Here is a 15,815-nt window from a genome sequence, read left to right as displayed (position 1 = left end):
ATTTGGGTGGTGAGAAATGAATAGGTATTTAAACAAGCACTACTAATCATGTAAAATGATTTGAATTGATACTAACTATCTCTAATAGTGATAGCAATGCAGATTAAAACTTTAGAAATATTTATGATGGTGGTGAAGTTAGGCAGTTTTTCCGAGGCGGCAAAAGCACTCTATACTGTACAATCCAATGTCACCAGCCATATCAAAAAACTGGAAACAGAACTGAATGCTGAATTACTACATCGGCAGAATCCAATTCAACCTACCAGGGCTGGGGTGCAACTGTATGGTTATGCTGAAAAAATGTTGCATCTACAAAAAGAGTTGTTAGATACATTTTCCCATAGTCGACTTACAGCCAATTTCCCTTTAGAGATCGGGAGTATGGAAACCACGGCTGCGGTACGACTACCATCGTTGTTCCGCGATTTACAAAAGCACAGCCCAGATTTTTCTTTTGCTTTATCGACAGCACCCACACGAGATTTGATTGATTTAGTCCATGCATCCAAGCTGGATTGTGCATTTGTAGCACATCATGCACCGATTGATGGGATGTTTAATTTACATGTCTGGACTGAGCAATTGGTACTTATTTCTTCACAGCATGTGCCTGAACGACTTACAAATGACGATCTGATTCAAAAGAAATTTATTGCTTTTAAGCAAGGTTGTAGTTACCGCAAAGCCATTGATCAGTTCTTATCTGCCCATCATTTACCCGCAGCCAATGTGATTGAAATGGGCAGTCTAGATGGCATTATCAGTTGTGTCAGTCTAGATGTTGGCCTTGCTATTTTGCCGATCAGCTATGTACAGCAGTCCCATTTTTCCCAAAGTGTGAAGATTCATCCCATCAACTCAGCTACAGCGCAAATCAATACTTATCTGATCGCGCATCGTGATATGAGCACATGGGCTACCAACATGCATCATTTTGTTGAGCTTGTGAAAAGTATGATTCGGTAGGTTGAGCAAACAGAGGAAATACTGGTTTAGCAACAGAGAAGACAGAACTTCTCTGTTTCTAACGAAAGCATACTCATGCTTTTGCTAGATAATTCTGCATTTCGTCTGCGGGAACCATCCCACCACCTGTTGCCCACACAATATGATTGGCATGCTGTAACTGCTGTTCAGTGAATTGATGTAAATCTATATAAGCTTGATCTTTGCTGATTAAAATTGGCCCTAACATACCTGCGAGCGCAGAAGGTTCAAGTTTCAGGTTTTCAGATTGGTTGAGCATTCCGAGCAAGCGATACATGGTTGCGTCATCCAATGTATAAAAACCATCTAATAATCGTTGCATGGCACGACCAACAAAGCCCGAAGCACGTCCCACTGCGAGACCATCTGCCGCAGTAATATTATCAATGCCAATGTCCTGAACTGAAATTTCATCATGTAGGCCAGTAGCTACACCCAGTAACATACATGGGGAATGAGTGGGCTCGGCAAAGATACAATGTACATGATCGCCAAATGCCATTTTTAGGCCAAATGCAACGCCACCAGGACCGCCACCGACACCACAAGGCAAATAAACAAATAATGGATGTGCTTGATCCACAATAATATGGTGTTGATCCAATTGTTTCTTTAAACGTTCACCTGCAACCGCATAGCCTAAGAACAGGGTTTGAGAGTTTTCGTCATCAATAAAAAAACAATTTGGATTCTCTGATGCTGCTTTTCGACCAGCTTCTACTGCAACACCATAGTCTTGTTCGTACTCAATCACGGTTACGCCATGAGCACGTAACTTATCTTTCTTCCATTGCCGTGCATCGGCTGACATATGCACGGTCACATCAAAGCCCAACTTTGCACTCATGATGCCAATGGAGAGTCCAAGATTACCCGTTGAGCCGACCGCAATGCTGTATTGCCTAAAAAATTCTCTAAATTCTGGACTGTTCAGTTTGGCATAATCGTCGTGGAAATTGAGCAGATTGGCTTGTAGTGCAAGTTGTTCAGCTCGGTAAAGGACCTCATAGATACCACCACGCGCCTTAATTGAACCCGAAATAGGGAGATGGCTGTCTTTTTTAAGCCATAACTTTCCAGCAATTTTTTGATTATAGTGAGTCTCCAGACGTTGCTGCATATTCGGAATATCAATCAGCTCTGATTCGATAATGCCATTGCTCGCAACCGTTTCTGGAAAAACAGCCATAAGATAGGGGGCAAAACGCTGCAAACGGTCCCGAGCATCATCAATATCGGCTTGTGTCAGCCCAACATAGGGCAAACCTTGCTCAAGTGTAGTGAATGACGGGTTAAACCAGATCGTCTCTTTAAGTTCAATTAAGTCTTTAACAATGGGATAGTGTGTAACAAGATTTTGAATTTGATTCGAATCCATTCGGTTTCTCATGAAATTTTAAATGCACCAATAACAGCGAATTGTCCAAAGCGTTTTATGCATTTGGATAAGTCTTCCAGTAAGCTTGAGATTAAACCAAGAACAATGATTTTTCACGTTTTTAATGCAGACTTTTAGTGAATGATATTATTTGACTGGAGATTAACTTTTGTTAATTTCTGACCAGTACACTTGACCTTTATTAAAATGAGTTCTATTTTGGAACTTATTTGATTTTTAACCATATCAGGCTTGTCTGATCAGGACTAGAATTAACCCAACTATGGTTTGAAAACTGAGAAAAATAAAAGAAACAGGAGTTTCATATGTTTGCGATTCGTTATCAGCAGATTCCATTGCAATTTTTATTTGAACATCAGGCCACTTTAACAGGGCTTGGGAAAATTGGTTTGCGTAGTCTCAAAAAGCATAAGCGCACGCAACAGGTCGATTGGCAGTCGTTAGCACCGATTAATGAAGTGATTGACCCACCAAGCCTTGAATTGATAGACCACTATGTACGTTGGAGTGGTGCAGAAGCAAGTAAATATCAAACTTCAATTCCACCGCATATGGTGTCGCAATGGGGGCTGTCATTTGCAACACGTTTGCTGTTACAAACCAACTATCCATTGAGTCAAGTCATCAATCAAGGCGTAAGTCTCAAGGTTCATGGCAAGCTTCCACGAGAACAAAAGCTGCTCATCCAAGCCAAGATCGCCAATGTAGATGAACGTAATGGATTAGCACGGGTTTCTGTGCAAATTACTACGGGTACCATTACACAACCTGAATTAGTCGAAACAGTGCTGCATATGGCATTTATTCTGCCGCATTTTGAAAAAACTAAACGTACAGAAACCGTAGACCAAAAAACTTGGCAGCATTTAGGTGAATGGTCTGCGACAGCAGATGATGGTTTGAAATTTGCCTTATTAACAGGCGACTTTAATCCGATTCATTGGATTACACCATTAGCCAAACTATCAAACTTTGGTCAAAAAGTGCTGCATGGCTTTGGTGTGTTTGCACGTAGCTTTGAATTGTTGCCTGAAACAATACAGCAAATCGATATTCGATTCCTAAAACCAGTCAAACTTCCTTCAGAACATAATCGAGTGGAAACCTGTACTGAGCAGATGCAAAAGTATGTCCGTGTTGTTGGTTCGGCAGGGCAAATCTGTTTAATGGGTCAATATTCATAAAATAATAAGGTGAGAAAAATGACGACTGCCACAGCAATCAAACAGGATGTAACCGCTTGTATTCTATGCTCACGTAATTGTGGACTCAGTGTAGAAATTGAAGATAATCAGTTCAAGAAAATTAAAGGCGATGATGATCATCCTTTCTCGCAAGGTTATATCTGTCAAAAAGCCGCACGTTTGCAGCATTACCAACAACATGCAGATCGTTTAACTTCACCGTTAAAACGTCAGTCAGATGGTTCCTATCAAGAGATTAGTTGGGATCAAGCCATTCAGGAAATTGCTGAGCAGCTTGTACAGATTCGAAATACCCATGGTGGAACAGCATTTGCATCGGTTGGTGGTGGTGGACAGGGCAATCACTTGGGCGCAGCCTATGGCCGTCAGTTGCTCTACGCCATGAAAAGCTTCTATGCCTACAACTCTTTGGCACAGGAAAAAACAGGTGATTTCTGGGTCAATGGACGTTTGTTTGGCAGCCAATCCTGTCATACCACTGAAGATGTGGAATATGCAGATTATGTGCTGTTTATCGGAACCAATCCCTTTCAAGCGCATGGCATTCCAAATGCAAGAGATACCTTAAAACATATTAAAAAAGATCCAAATCGAACCATGGTGGTATTTGATCCAAGGGTGACGGAAACGGCTAAACAGGCTGATATTCATGTGCAATTAAAGCCAGGTACCGATGCTTATCTGATGTCCGCCATGATTGCGATCATGCTGCAAGAAGGGTTATACGATCAGCAATTTATTCAGCAGCATACGCATGGTTTCGATCAGGTTAAACAAGCTTTCTTGGCTGTTCCAATTGACGAATATATCAAGAAAGCCGATGTTTCAGTTGAACTGATTTACCAGATTATCCGCGATTTTGCTCAAGCGAAACGTGCTTGTGTCCGGATTGACCTTGGTATTCAACACACCTTAAACACGACTTTAAATGGTTATTTGGAAAAGCTTTTATATTTGCTGACAGGAAACTTTGGTAAACAGGGTGGCAATAATCTACATACCATGTTTATTCCGATTTTGACCAACACTGATGAGCGTAACCCAAAGTATCGCCGTACGGTTTTTCATAAAATGTTCCCGATTTCTGGTTTCTTTCCACCGAATATCTTGCCCGATGAAATACTAAAAGCAGGTGAGAAACGGGTTCGTGCGGTGTTTGTGGACAGCTGTAATCCTTTACTTACTTATCCAGATACAGCTGCATATGAGCAAGCATTCCAGTCGCTTGAGTTATTGGTGGTGGTCGATGTGGCAATGACTGAAACAGCACGTTTAGCGCATTATGTTTTACCTGCACATAGTCAATTTGAAAAGTGGGAATTCACGGGGTTTAATTTGGAATTTCCTAAAAATGGTTTCCACTTACGCCATCCACTTTTTAAAGCCCAAGGCAATAGTTTACCTGAGGCCGAGATCTACACACGCTTGCTTGAAGCTATGCAAGTGATGCCGAAACAGTTTCCGATATTGAGTAAAATTGCAGAAAAAGATTCTGCACATACAGCTTATCTCGCTTATTTTGCTGCACTTGGTGCAAATTTTGCGAAAAATAAAAAGTTAATTCCCTATGCGGCATCCATTGTATATCGTACCTTGGGTAAGACTTTGCCAAATGATGCCGCCTCTACCGCATTATTGCTTCCATTGTGTATGCAATATGCAGCTCAGCACTATAAAGCAGTTAAGCAAGCAGGATACGAAGGTAATCGATTTAATCTGGGTGTGAAATTATTCCAGACCATTTTGCAGCAACGTTCAGGTGTGGTGTTGTCGCAACATGATTATGCTGATGTGTGGAGCTTGATAGCCTATAAAGACAAAAAAATTCGGTTGGCGATTCCTGAGATGTTTATCGAATTAGCGCAGTTAAAACAGCAATCATTGACTTTAAACGCTGCATATCCCTTCATTTTGCTTGCGGGTGAACGTCGTAGTTATAACGCTAATCAAATTTATCGTGATCCTGCATGGCGTAAAGTTGATGCCGAAGGACGCTTGAGAATGAATCCTGATGATGCATTGAGTTTTGGCGTTGAAACAGGTCATACGCTGCAATGTATTTCTGAGCATGGCAAGATTCAGGTCACAGTTGAACTGGATGAAGGAATGCGCAAGGGCGTGGTGTCTTTACCACATGGTTATGGCTTACGTTATCGCGGAGGCGAGCCGATTGGGCCGCAATTGAATCGTCTGACCTCTACCCAGCATTGTGATCCCTTATCAAAGACGCCATATCATAAATATGTACCCGTTCGATTGGAACGCTTGAGTATTTAGACGATCGGTGAGTTGATTTAATTAGATATTTGCACCATTTTATTGCATATTAAATAAAACATGCCATGGGATGGTGCAAAGTAATTTGAACAAAAATACTCAGGACAAAACCTATTTTTGTTTATAGATTGAAAGAGTTGCTGGTTTGAATGAATAAGCAGCATCGGCAACACTGATAGGCTAAAACTGGAATAATTATTGCTGTAATAAAAACAATTCACTGTGATGAGTCAAACAAGGACGCACAGAACTTGTGCTAAACCCAGTTCAAAGATTCACAATATGAGTGCATATGATGAAGCATGAAATAGACGACACGAGTATACCGATCTTACAAGATCAGTATGGTCGTATTAAGCGTAAGTTACGGATTTCCGTGACAGACCGTTGCAATTTCAAATGCATTTACTGTATGCCTGAACATCCCGAATGGATGAAAAAACAAGATCTACTCAGTTTCGAGGCACTGTTTATTTTCTGTCAATATATGGTTGGACAGGGCATTGAGAATATTCGTATCACGGGTGGTGAGCCTTTGATGCGCCAAGGTGTGGTGCATTTTATTCGTGATTTACACAGTTTAAGAGCTTTGGGGCTGAAACGTATTTCAATCACAACCAATGCTCATTATTTGGCGAGGTATGCTGAGCCATTGAAGCAGGCAGGTTTGGACGACCTCAATATTAGTCTGGATAGTCTTGATCCGCTTCAATTTAAACAACTCACAAAAAAAGAGCTTGCCCCTGTATTTGCCGGTATTGAAGCCGCAACAAAAGTTGGTCTGCCGTTCAAAATTAATTGTGTATTGATGCAAGGTCAGAATGATGACCAAATTGTACCGATGGTGAAATGGGCCAAACAGCATAATATTCCGTTGCGTTTTATTGAGTTTATGCCGTTGGATGGTGATCAGCACTGGACAGATCAAGCCGTGGTCAGTGAAGCGGAAATCTTAAAGCATCTCTCAGCGCATTATGACATTCAGGTCTTAGAACAACAGCATGAACCTGCGCGCCTTTATCAGCTTGATGGCCAATATAAACTCGGTATTATTTCAACCATTACCCATTCATTTTGTGGGGACTGTGATCGAATTCGACTGACGGCCCAAGGTGAGTTATATAATTGTTTATTTGCAAGACAAGGTCTAAATATAAAACCTGATCTACAACAGGCAATCAAACAAAAAGCTGAACTCAAACCGTTAGCATTTCATCAACTTGATCAAAAAATTAAGCCTTATATTTGGAATAAGGCGCAGGGTTATCATGCAATACAACATCAGCAAGCACGTAAAATTAGTATGCACATGCTTGGTGGTTAGAGAGCAAAGTTGTTTGGAGACGATATGCAAACCATTGAGATAAAAATAGAAGCCTTTGGCGCAATTGAACGGTTATTGCCCCAAGCACTAGCATTTGAGTTTGCAAAAGATCAAATGGTCAAAGATGTACTATCACATATTACGAGTCTTTATCCAGATGCTAACCTCGCGATGGAAAAATGTGCCTGTGCAATTGGTGAGGATATTGTGACACGTCAAACCGCATTAGATAGATCCTGTACTTTGGTCTTGTTATCGCCAGTGGCGGGAGGGTAAACATGCGTGAATTTGCCCGTATTCAAGATCAGGCTTTAAGCCTCGATCGCTTTGATCCGATTCAATCTTTTCCTGAATGTGGTGGGGTTGATATTTTTATTGGAACTGTCCGTAATCACCACGAAGGGAAAGCGGTTAAAGCACTGAAATATACCTCTTATACGCCTGTCGCAGAAAAGATGATTCGCGCAATTGAACAGGAAATCAAAGATAAATATCAGGTTTCTTATGTACGTGTCATGCATCGGATTGGCTATTTGGATGTCAGTGAAACCGCGATTATCGCGATTGCCTATGCAGCACATCGCCGTGAAGCCTTTCAAGCCTGTGAAGAAGCGGTGGAGCGGGTCAAACATGAAGTACCGATCTGGAAAGAAGAGTTTTTTATGGATGGTACCAGTCAATATGTCGAGGGTTGCTGTATTCGCAAAGATCAAACCGATAATGTTAAAGCGAAAATTCCCCTAAGTCCCCCTTTATTAAAGAGGGATCTACCCGAGCATCATCATGAAAATTGTAGCCATGAGCATACACACGAATAAAGCGTCAGGAAGTTAAAATGAAAAATGTTGGGATGAAACCCGAAAGTTATCGTGTTGCAGAAGCGCAAGCGATTTTACATGCACCCGCACATTGCATTCAGTTATTGCGAGACGGTAATACCGAAAAAGGTGATGCCTTAAAAACTGCACGTATCGCAGGTATTTTGGCAGCTAAACGTACCGATGAACTGATTCCACTCTGCCATCCATTACCGATCTACCGCGCTGATGTTGATTATGAACTGCATGATGACCATGTGGTAATTCTGACCACAGTTGAAACCATTGGCCCAACAGGCGTGGAAATGGAAGCTCTAACGGCTGCGAGCCTAGCGGGCTTAACGTTATATGACATGCTTAAACCGCATTGTGAGCCAGAAGAGCTGTGTTTAGATCAATGTAAATTACTGAAGAAAAAGGGTGGGAAATCACACTTTAAACGGACTTTACGCCAACCTGTTTCAGCGGCTGTAATTGTACTGTCAGATACAGTTGCAGCGGGTCGTAAACCCGATACTGCAGGTAAGTCTGTGGTGGATACCTTGACGGAAGCAGGCTTTGATCCGATTCATTATCAAATTGTGCCTGATGAAGCAGATCAGCTTAAAGATTTAGTGTTAGAGCTGACCAAATCTTATGCATGTATTATGACGGTCGGAGGTACGGGTATTGGTAAGCGTGATATCACTGTGGATACCCTAGAACCATTATTAGAACGCAAACTCGACGGCTTAATGGAAGCGGCACGTTCTTTTGGACAAAAACGAACCCCATATGCAGCGATGTCGCGTGGTGTTGCAGGCTTTATTGATCGCTCTTTGTTGGTGACTCTACCGGGAAGCCGTGGCGGGGCGAGCGAATCAATGGCGGCAATCCTACCAGCCTTGGTTCATATTTTTGATGTATGTCGGGACTTACCACATCCGGGAGGTTATGAATAATGTCAGGATGTGGTGCTGAAAAAGGTTTGATCAGTATTGATGAGGCATTAGCGTTGGTGCAAACCCAACCGAAAGCTTTAAAAGTTGAGACATTGGCCTTAGCCAATAGTCTTAATCGCTATTTAGCCAAAGCTGTCTGTTCCAATGTGGATCTACCGAGCTTCTCGCAAAGTGCAGTCGATGGTTATGCGCTGAATAGTGCTGCTGATCATCTGCAAGATGCTGTCTTTGATGTCGTTGGTGAAATTAAAGCGGGGAGTGAATCTGAGTATCTGCTTAAAGACGGGCAAGCCATTCGTATCTTTACTGGTGGGAAAGTACCTGAAGGAACAACGCATGTTGCTCGACAAGAAATTGTCGTCGTTGAAGCTAATCAAACCATTCGACTGACTGAGCATATTTCAGCCCAAGCAGATATCCGTTTTGTTGGTGAGGAAGTGCAACGTGGTCAGCAATTGGCGGATGTTGGACAACGAATCAATATTGGTGCACTGGCCGCACTGAGTATGGCAGGTGTACAAAGTATTGATGTTTTTCCAGCACCTAAAGTGGTTGTGGTCATTACAGGGGATGAAGTTGCTGAAACCCCTGAAGACTTGCAGGCAGGGAAAGTTTTTGATGCCAATGGCCCATTACTGAAAGCTTGGTTGCAAGACTATGGAGTAGATGCAGGAATCTTACATATTGCAGATGAAGCTGCAGTGGTAACGCAGTGTTTTGATCGCTTAAAACAACAATATGATCTGATTATTACCACGGGTGGTGTTTCTGTTGGCGATTATGATTTTGTTCGTCCGTGTGCCTTTGAAACAGGCTTCGAACAAATTTTCTGGAAAGTGAAGCAAAAACCAGGAAAGCCACTTTTCTTTGCCGAATATACACAGCATGATCATCGTTGCTATTTGTTAGGATTACCTGGTAATCCTGCCGCTGTATATGTGTGTATGCAAGTCTATGGCAAAGCATTGTTAGATGCCATGCAGAACCAGCGTCAACCCTTGCAATGGTTGAGCGGTGTACTAACACATGATTTAAAATCGGATGCGCGGGAACGTTTTTTAAGAATGCATGCTTATTTTGATCAAGGGCAGCTCAAGTTACAAAGCTTGGCGAAACAACAATCGCATATGCTGAGCAACTTAATGCAAGCAAATAGTCTGATACGTATCCCAGCCAATACGAAATTGGAAGCAGGGCAAATCCTTTCAGGGCTATTCATTTACAACTAAATTGTTTTGATGAGTTTATGTAAAATTGCTGAATATTGGTATTTTTAGCCAAGTACCAATATTGCATCTGATGGATAAGGTGGTTTAGTGTATATTTTATATTGTTTAGTTTCTAAACAAGACGGTTCAAGACATAGATGTCTTTCAAATAAAACTTTAAAAAAATGATTAGGTGATAATAATGAAATGGGACGAAATTGGCGACCAGCCATGTTCAGTGGCGAGGACGCTTTCTGTATTAGGTGATCGTTGGACAATGCTCATCTTACGTAATGCATTTATGGGTATACGCCGCTTTGATGATTTTCAGCGTAGTTTAGGGCTTACACGCCATGTACTTTCAGAGCGTTTAAAACGTTTGGTTGAGCATGGAATTTTGACTAAAGTACCGTATGTTGATCGTCAAGAGCGCTTTGAATATCAACTCACAGATAAAGGTTTAGATCTCTATCCAATCATTCTCTCAATGGTGCAATGGGCCGATAAATGGATGGATATGGGACTGGGTAAACCTGTTGAATTTACCCATAAAAGTTGTGGTCGGAAAATCAACCCCAAAGTGGTGTGTTCTGAGTGTGATGAACCGATTAAAGCCAAAGATGTTCGTGTCGCGGCGGGGCCTGGTTATTTCGCATTTATAGAGCAAAAAAAGCAAAGTGCCTGATTTATAAATTTTATCGTTCTGTCTCTTGTTGAATGGCATGAGACAGAACCTCAAAAACTTTGGGTTGTAGTGATTGTGCAACATTAAAACGAATAAAGTTTTTGAAATTCTGGCTTTGGCTAAATGCATTTCCTGGAGCCAAAATCACGCCATTGTCTAAGCAGCGCTGTGCAATACGTGCTGTATCAAAGTGATGTGGTAATTCACACCATACAAATATCCCTGCAGTGGGTTTAACCCAGATTTTGATTTCCAGTTTCTCAAGTTGTTTGATTGTTGCATCCATAGCTTTAGATAAACGTACCTTCAATTCTTCTAGGTATTTACGATAATTTCCATCTGTTAAAGCGGCATATAAAATTTCTGAAGATAAATTACTCCCTCCAAAGCAAGTCGCAATTTTGATATCCGTTAAATCCTCAATCCATTCCGTTTTGGTTGCAATATAGCCTGTACGGACTGAGCCAGACAAAGTTTTAGAAAAACTGCCGATATGAATGACACGAGATAAACCATCCAAAGCTGCGAGACGTGGAGCATTATGCAATTCTAAATCTGCAAAAATATCATCTTCAATCACGATCAAATTGGATTGCTCAACCAGTTTTAACACCTGATAAGCTGTTGATGCCGTTAACACAGCACCAGTCGGGTTATGAATGCCTGAGTTGGTAATGTAGAGACGTGGATTGTAGTTTTGGATCGCCTGTGAAAATGCTTCAAGATCAGGTCCAGTTGATGTATAAGGCACGCCGATGATTTGTATCTGATGAACTTTGAGTAGGGCATGAAAGTTGAAATAACAGGGGTCATCAACCAAAACCACATCATTTGGTTTAAGGAAATAGCGACAAATTAAATCGATGGCCTGCGTACCTGAATCGGTCAATAAGATCTGATTTGGACGCGCTTCAATGCCTTTGCTTAAGATTCTTCTTGAAAGTAATTCACGTAAAGGTGCTAGACCTAAGGGTGTTGAGTAATCAGTCAAAATGTTTGGAGAAGCTTTGGATAGTTTACGAATCGCTTTGCGAATATTTTCATGTGGCAGCCAGTCATCAGGTAACCAACCACATCCCGGTTTTAGAACACCTTGTTTTGCTTCCAAGGCTTGTCTTGAAATCCATAAGGGATCGATGCTTCGATCAATTTTTGGATGGATTTCAGAGATAGACAAGGGTGCAAGCGGTCCTGCAACAAAAAAGCCCGAACCAGTCTTCGCTTCAATAATCCCTTGAGAGGCAAGACGTTCATAAGCTTCAACAATAGTTGAAACTGATAAGTGAAGTACGGTAGCTAAAGCACGAACTGAAGGTAGGCGAGAGCCTGGTAGCAATGAACGAGTTTTGATTTGTTCATGAATGTGCTGTATCACGAAATCAATTTTTGTACTTTTCATCACGATCTACCTTTAAACTGTATGGGTAAATAAGCCAATACAGTTATTTGGAATTGTACTGTACTGTGTATGGTGCTTAAACCATATCACAGTTTAAATTCTTCATATAGATTCGGAGAATTTAAATGAAAACTTTAAGTCGTGGCTGGATGAATGGTCTGATCGGTGTGATTATTTTTGCTGGTTCACTACCAGCCACGCGCGTTGCGGTTATGGATTTCAGCCCTACCTTTTTAACTGCTGCTCGTGCCGCAATTGCGGGTCTTCTTGGTTTGGCATTGATCTTATTATCACGTCAGCAACTTCCTGAAAGAAAAGATTGGTTGCCATTATTTTATGTTGCGATTGGGGTCGTGGTTGGCTTTCCGTTATTTACAGCATTAGCACTTCAGTACGTCAGTGCTGCACATACGATTGTCTTTGTCGGTTTATTGCCTTTGGCAACTGCTATTTTTGGTGTATTAAGAGGTAGGGAAAGACCAAATCTAGTATTTTGGCTATTTGCAGTTTTAGGCGCTTCACTGGTTTTTGGTTATATGTTAGTCCAAACGGGGAGTTGGGCATTTAACTATGGTGACATTTTCATGCTATTGGCAATCGTATTCTGTGGTTTTGGTTATGCCGAGGGTGGAAAATTATCTAAGCATTTAGGTGGCTGGCAAGTAATTTGCTGGGCTTTGATTATTACGTTGCCGATTATGCTACTCATTTCATATCTGTATATGCCTGTGAGCTTTACACAAATTTCAACATCAGCAAAACTTGGATTAGCTTACGTTTCTTTGTTTAGTATGCTGATTGGTTTTTTCTTTTGGTATAAGGGTTTGGCACAAGGGGGAATTGCAACAGTTGGACAATTACAGCTTCTACAGCCGATTTTTGGTCTTGTCATTGCCGCTGTGCTATTGCATGAACAGGTTAGTGCTGCGATGTTTGTTGTGACCATCGCAGTGATTGCCTGTGTCGCATGTGCTAAAAAATTTGCATAGTGCAAATCATTATAAGCAATTAGCAGGTTTAGGGACGCCAGCCAAGCGACTTAAATGTCGAGCGACTAAACCTGTATTAAATTTTTGCTGCAATACTGCATTATCAATCTCAGGACTAACGGTTTTCATTAAAAACTTAATCAGCGGACGTGTTGCAGGTGAATGTCCAAACTGTTGATAAAACTGACGTACTGCATAAAGAATCTCAAAATGCCAATCGGTTAACTGCACATCTAAAGACTCGGCTAATTCTTGTGCAACGTCTTGATTCCAGATGGTGTAATCAATTAAATGGCCGTCTTGGTCTAACTCTAACTGCATAAAATAGCCTAAAAAATTTTAGAAAATGAATCGAAATGATTTTACTTCAAAGAAATACAACGTTTGAATTTGAGGATCAAATCAGCAAACTGTGCATAATCGATCGCCTGAATTTGAGTTTTAGCTTCGTCATTAAGCAGGTTGTACTCATTACTTAAACAGTAAATGTTATGGTAAGTCTCTGTAATTGATATAGGCACGAGCACCGCTGCATTACCCATAATCACAATACAGTCATCAGATTGTGCCATTTTAATTAAATCCGACCAGATTTCGTCAGCATTAGATTGCACGAGGAACAGTGTTGTCGCTTGCATGAGGTCGCCTTACCAGTACAGTATATGATCAAATGATTGGATAAACTCAGGACAGAGATCAATAAATTCAAGTTCCTGATCTGTATTTTTAATTATACTAAGCTCTTGATTCTTAGACTCAATTAAAATTGGGGTTAAATCATAGAACTCAAAACTTTCAACCATATTGGCTGCAATTTTAAATTCGTGTAAAAGTTGATTAAATTCTAATTTATTTTCCAATAAGTTAATTGCAGCACATTTTAATAATACTTTGACAGAAATACCAAAGGTTGCTAAAACCATAGTTGCGGACAAGCTTTCATTGATTTGCAAACTTGTTAAGTTAGGTTGGGTTAGAATGACGAGTACAGATTTCACACAATTTACCTTTTCAAAGCAACACTCTAGTAAAGAACTTTAATTAAAATTGAATTAAACGAGAACAGCTTTGTACTGCGTCAGCAAGCTCTCCGAGACCGACAAGTTCAAAGCCACTGGCTAAGTTGTAGTGTTGAAGTGAATGACGTTTTGCATTGTCCGCATCAGTGATGCCCCGAGCAAGGGCTGCACTGACACAGACAGGGAGTCGAATGCCGAGCTTTTGCCATTCTTGTTTTAGGTTGCGTTGATCATCGGGAAACCACTGTAAATCATTCGCAACCTGAACACCATCTTGGTAAAAGAAGACACGAATTTCTTCATGCCTTTTTTGTAAAGCTTGAGCTAAACCAAAAGCATGCCAAGCCACAATTGAAGTAGGCGAAGAAGTTATTAGTAATAGTGTGCTCATTGAATATTCACTATGGTCATAGTTGGCAAAAAAATGATGGACAGATATAAAGGAAGGTAATTATACAATGATTTTGCTGACAGGTGGTTTAGGCTTTATTGGTTCACATATTGCTTTGAGCCTTTTGGCTCATGGGCAAGAAATCGTCATTGTGGATAATTTAGCCAATTCAACCTTACAAACTTTAGAACGTTTAGAATATATCTCAGGGATGTATATCCCATTTGCAAAACTTGATGTTCGAAATACACCCGCTTTAAATAAAGTTTTTGAACAATATTCAATCGACACTGTAATCCATACTGCTAGTTTTAAATCTTTAGAAGAGTCTGCTTTAAAACCGCTCGAATATTATAATGATAATGTGAGTAGTATCATGAGCCTGTTAAGGGCGATGCAACGCATGGGAGTTAGACAGCTAATCAATCTTTCAAGTTTAGCTGTTTATGGTCAATCTGATGCAGTACTTTCTGAAGATACTGAATTTAATTACAAATATCCGAATCCTTATATTCGATCACAGCAAATGGTTGAGGACATTATTGCCGATACCTACAAAGTAGATCCTGAATGGCGCATAGTGAATCTGCGCTTATCAAATATAGTCGGGGCGTTTGAGCATGGTGTCTTGGGTGAGTTTGTCACTCAGCTCCCAAAGAATATTGTTCCTTTGGCCTTACAAGTTGCAGCAATGCAGAGAGAATATATTGAGTTGCAGAATCAAGCCCCAACGGCTGATGGGACGGTTGAGCGTAGTTTTTTACATGTCTTAGATGCGTGTGATGCTATTTTAATGACATTGAGTTGGTTAAGGTCGCAGAATAACTGTCTAGAGTCTTTCAATATTGCGCATTCAAAATTGACCTCGATTCAAAGCTTATTAACTGAAATTGCAAAAGTGACGCAAACGCGTGTGCATACTCAACCTGCGGTATTTCAGCATCAAGAGCTTGCGCAGTTAGGTGCATCAATAGATAAAGCTAGCAAGATACTAAATTGGTCGCCAAAGCGATCTTTAACCCAAATGATCGAAGATGAATGGCGGTTTTATTTAAATACCTTAAAAGGTAATTAAGATAATGATTCTTATTTACAATTATATCTGCTTTGATTAGGATAACGGCAACTAGCCAAAGCATCACTTTGCTTCAGCCCGTAAGAACTTTAACT

17 protein-coding genes are annotated in these 15,815 nt (G+C 40.8%); 11 read left to right on the top strand and 6 right to left on the bottom strand.

Annotated elements, in window-relative coordinates; genetic code table 11:
* Positions 1 to 90: 90 nt before the first annotated feature.
* The gene (locus NDN11_RS10070) at positions 91 to 969 is read left to right on the top strand and encodes a LysR family transcriptional regulator (protein WP_251111531.1); all 879 of its coding nucleotides are present in this window, start codon (positions 91 to 93) and stop codon (positions 967 to 969) included.
* 73 nt (positions 970 to 1,042) lie between these two features.
* On the opposite strand, the gene dsdA is transcribed toward NDN11_RS10070, so the two are convergent.
* Entirely contained in the window at positions 1,043 to 2,368 is a 1,326-nt protein-coding gene (gene dsdA / locus NDN11_RS10065; protein ID WP_251109530.1) for a D-serine ammonia-lyase, read from the bottom strand.
* Positions 2,369 to 2,694: 326 nt separating this feature from the next.
* Here dsdA and NDN11_RS10060 point away from each other — a divergent pair, with 326 nt between their 5' ends.
* From NDN11_RS10060 to NDN11_RS10025, 8 genes are all read left to right on the top strand, one after another.
* Entirely contained in the window at positions 2,695 to 3,573 is an 879-nt protein-coding gene (locus NDN11_RS10060; protein WP_251109529.1) for a MaoC family dehydratase, read from the top strand.
* Positions 3,574 to 3,591: 18 nt separating this feature from the next.
* On the top strand, positions 3,592 to 5,871 hold the full coding sequence (locus NDN11_RS10055) for a molybdopterin-dependent oxidoreductase (protein WP_251109528.1): 2,280 nt from the start codon (positions 3,592 to 3,594) through the stop codon (positions 5,869 to 5,871).
* A 292-nt stretch (positions 5,872 to 6,163) separates the two neighbouring features.
* Positions 6,164 to 7,195, top strand: coding sequence for a GTP 3',8-cyclase MoaA (gene moaA, locus NDN11_RS10050; RefSeq protein WP_251109527.1), 1,032 nt, complete (start codon positions 6,164 to 6,166; stop codon positions 7,193 to 7,195).
* A 24-nt stretch (positions 7,196 to 7,219) separates the two neighbouring features.
* Positions 7,220 to 7,471 carry a MoaD/ThiS family protein gene (locus NDN11_RS10045; protein WP_251109526.1) on the top strand — a complete coding sequence of 84 codons (252 nt, stop codon included), beginning with the start codon at positions 7,220 to 7,222 and terminating at the stop codon, positions 7,469 to 7,471.
* Between the two features lie 2 nt (positions 7,472 to 7,473).
* Positions 7,474 to 8,013 carry a molybdenum cofactor biosynthesis protein MoaE gene (locus NDN11_RS10040; RefSeq protein WP_251109525.1) on the top strand — a complete coding sequence of 180 codons (540 nt, stop codon included), beginning with the start codon at positions 7,474 to 7,476 and terminating at the stop codon, positions 8,011 to 8,013.
* 17 nt (positions 8,014 to 8,030) lie between these two features.
* Complete coding sequence (gene moaCB / locus NDN11_RS10035; protein ID WP_251109524.1) at positions 8,031 to 8,954, top strand: bifunctional molybdenum cofactor biosynthesis protein MoaC/MoaB; 924 nt, start codon at positions 8,031 to 8,033, stop codon at positions 8,952 to 8,954.
* The gene (locus NDN11_RS10030; RefSeq protein ID WP_251109523.1) at positions 8,954 to 10,183 is read left to right on the top strand and encodes a molybdopterin molybdotransferase MoeA; all 1,230 of its coding nucleotides are present in this window, start codon (positions 8,954 to 8,956) and stop codon (positions 10,181 to 10,183) included. Before moaCB ends, NDN11_RS10030 begins: the two co-directional genes overlap by 1 nt.
* 181 nt (positions 10,184 to 10,364) lie before the next feature.
* Positions 10,365 to 10,847, top strand: a complete 483-nt coding sequence (locus NDN11_RS10025; RefSeq protein ID WP_005315815.1) for a winged helix-turn-helix transcriptional regulator — start codon at positions 10,365 to 10,367, stop codon at positions 10,845 to 10,847.
* 10 nt (positions 10,848 to 10,857) lie between these two features.
* On the opposite strand, the gene NDN11_RS10020 is transcribed toward NDN11_RS10025, so the two are convergent.
* Positions 10,858 to 12,246, bottom strand: a complete 1,389-nt coding sequence (locus NDN11_RS10020) for an aminotransferase-like domain-containing protein (protein WP_251109522.1) — start codon at positions 12,244 to 12,246, stop codon at positions 10,858 to 10,860.
* Between the two features lie 125 nt (positions 12,247 to 12,371).
* Here NDN11_RS10020 and NDN11_RS10015 point away from each other — a divergent pair, with 125 nt between their 5' ends.
* Positions 12,372 to 13,235 (top strand): DMT family transporter, encoded by an 864-nt coding sequence (locus tag NDN11_RS10015; protein ID WP_251109521.1) that lies wholly within the window; start codon positions 12,372 to 12,374, stop codon positions 13,233 to 13,235.
* 9 nt (positions 13,236 to 13,244) lie between these two features.
* On the opposite strand, the gene NDN11_RS10010 is transcribed toward NDN11_RS10015, so the two are convergent.
* Genes NDN11_RS10010 through tusD form a run of 4 tightly spaced genes read right to left on the bottom strand, consistent with a single transcriptional unit; the run spans position 13,245 to position 14,645 of the window.
* Positions 13,245 to 13,556 carry a TusE/DsrC/DsvC family sulfur relay protein gene (locus tag NDN11_RS10010; protein ID WP_167247489.1) on the bottom strand — a complete coding sequence of 104 codons (312 nt, stop codon included), beginning with the start codon at positions 13,554 to 13,556 and terminating at the stop codon, positions 13,245 to 13,247.
* Between the two features lie 41 nt (positions 13,557 to 13,597).
* Positions 13,598 to 13,873 (bottom strand): hypothetical protein, encoded by a 276-nt coding sequence (locus tag NDN11_RS10005; protein ID WP_251109520.1) that lies wholly within the window; start codon positions 13,871 to 13,873, stop codon positions 13,598 to 13,600.
* Positions 13,874 to 13,882: 9 nt separating this feature from the next.
* On the bottom strand, positions 13,883 to 14,233 hold the full coding sequence (locus NDN11_RS10000) for a hypothetical protein (protein ID WP_167247485.1): 351 nt from the start codon (positions 14,231 to 14,233) through the stop codon (positions 13,883 to 13,885).
* Positions 14,234 to 14,276: 43 nt separating this feature from the next.
* On the bottom strand, positions 14,277 to 14,645 hold the full coding sequence (tusD, locus tag NDN11_RS09995) for a sulfurtransferase complex subunit TusD (protein WP_251109519.1): 369 nt from the start codon (positions 14,643 to 14,645) through the stop codon (positions 14,277 to 14,279).
* Positions 14,646 to 14,712: 67 nt separating this feature from the next.
* Between tusD and NDN11_RS09990 the strand changes: the two genes are divergently transcribed.
* Complete coding sequence (locus tag NDN11_RS09990; protein WP_251109518.1) at positions 14,713 to 15,720, top strand: NAD-dependent epimerase/dehydratase family protein; 1,008 nt, start codon at positions 14,713 to 14,715, stop codon at positions 15,718 to 15,720.
* Positions 15,721 to 15,815: the final 95 nt, after the last annotated feature.

Origin of the sequence: Acinetobacter sp. C26M (assembly GCF_023702675.1) — a bacterium.
Taxonomy (GTDB): domain Bacteria; phylum Pseudomonadota; class Gammaproteobacteria; order Pseudomonadales; family Moraxellaceae; genus Acinetobacter.
Note: the sequence above shows the minus strand (reverse complement) of the source record. Positions and strands in the feature narration are given on the sequence as shown.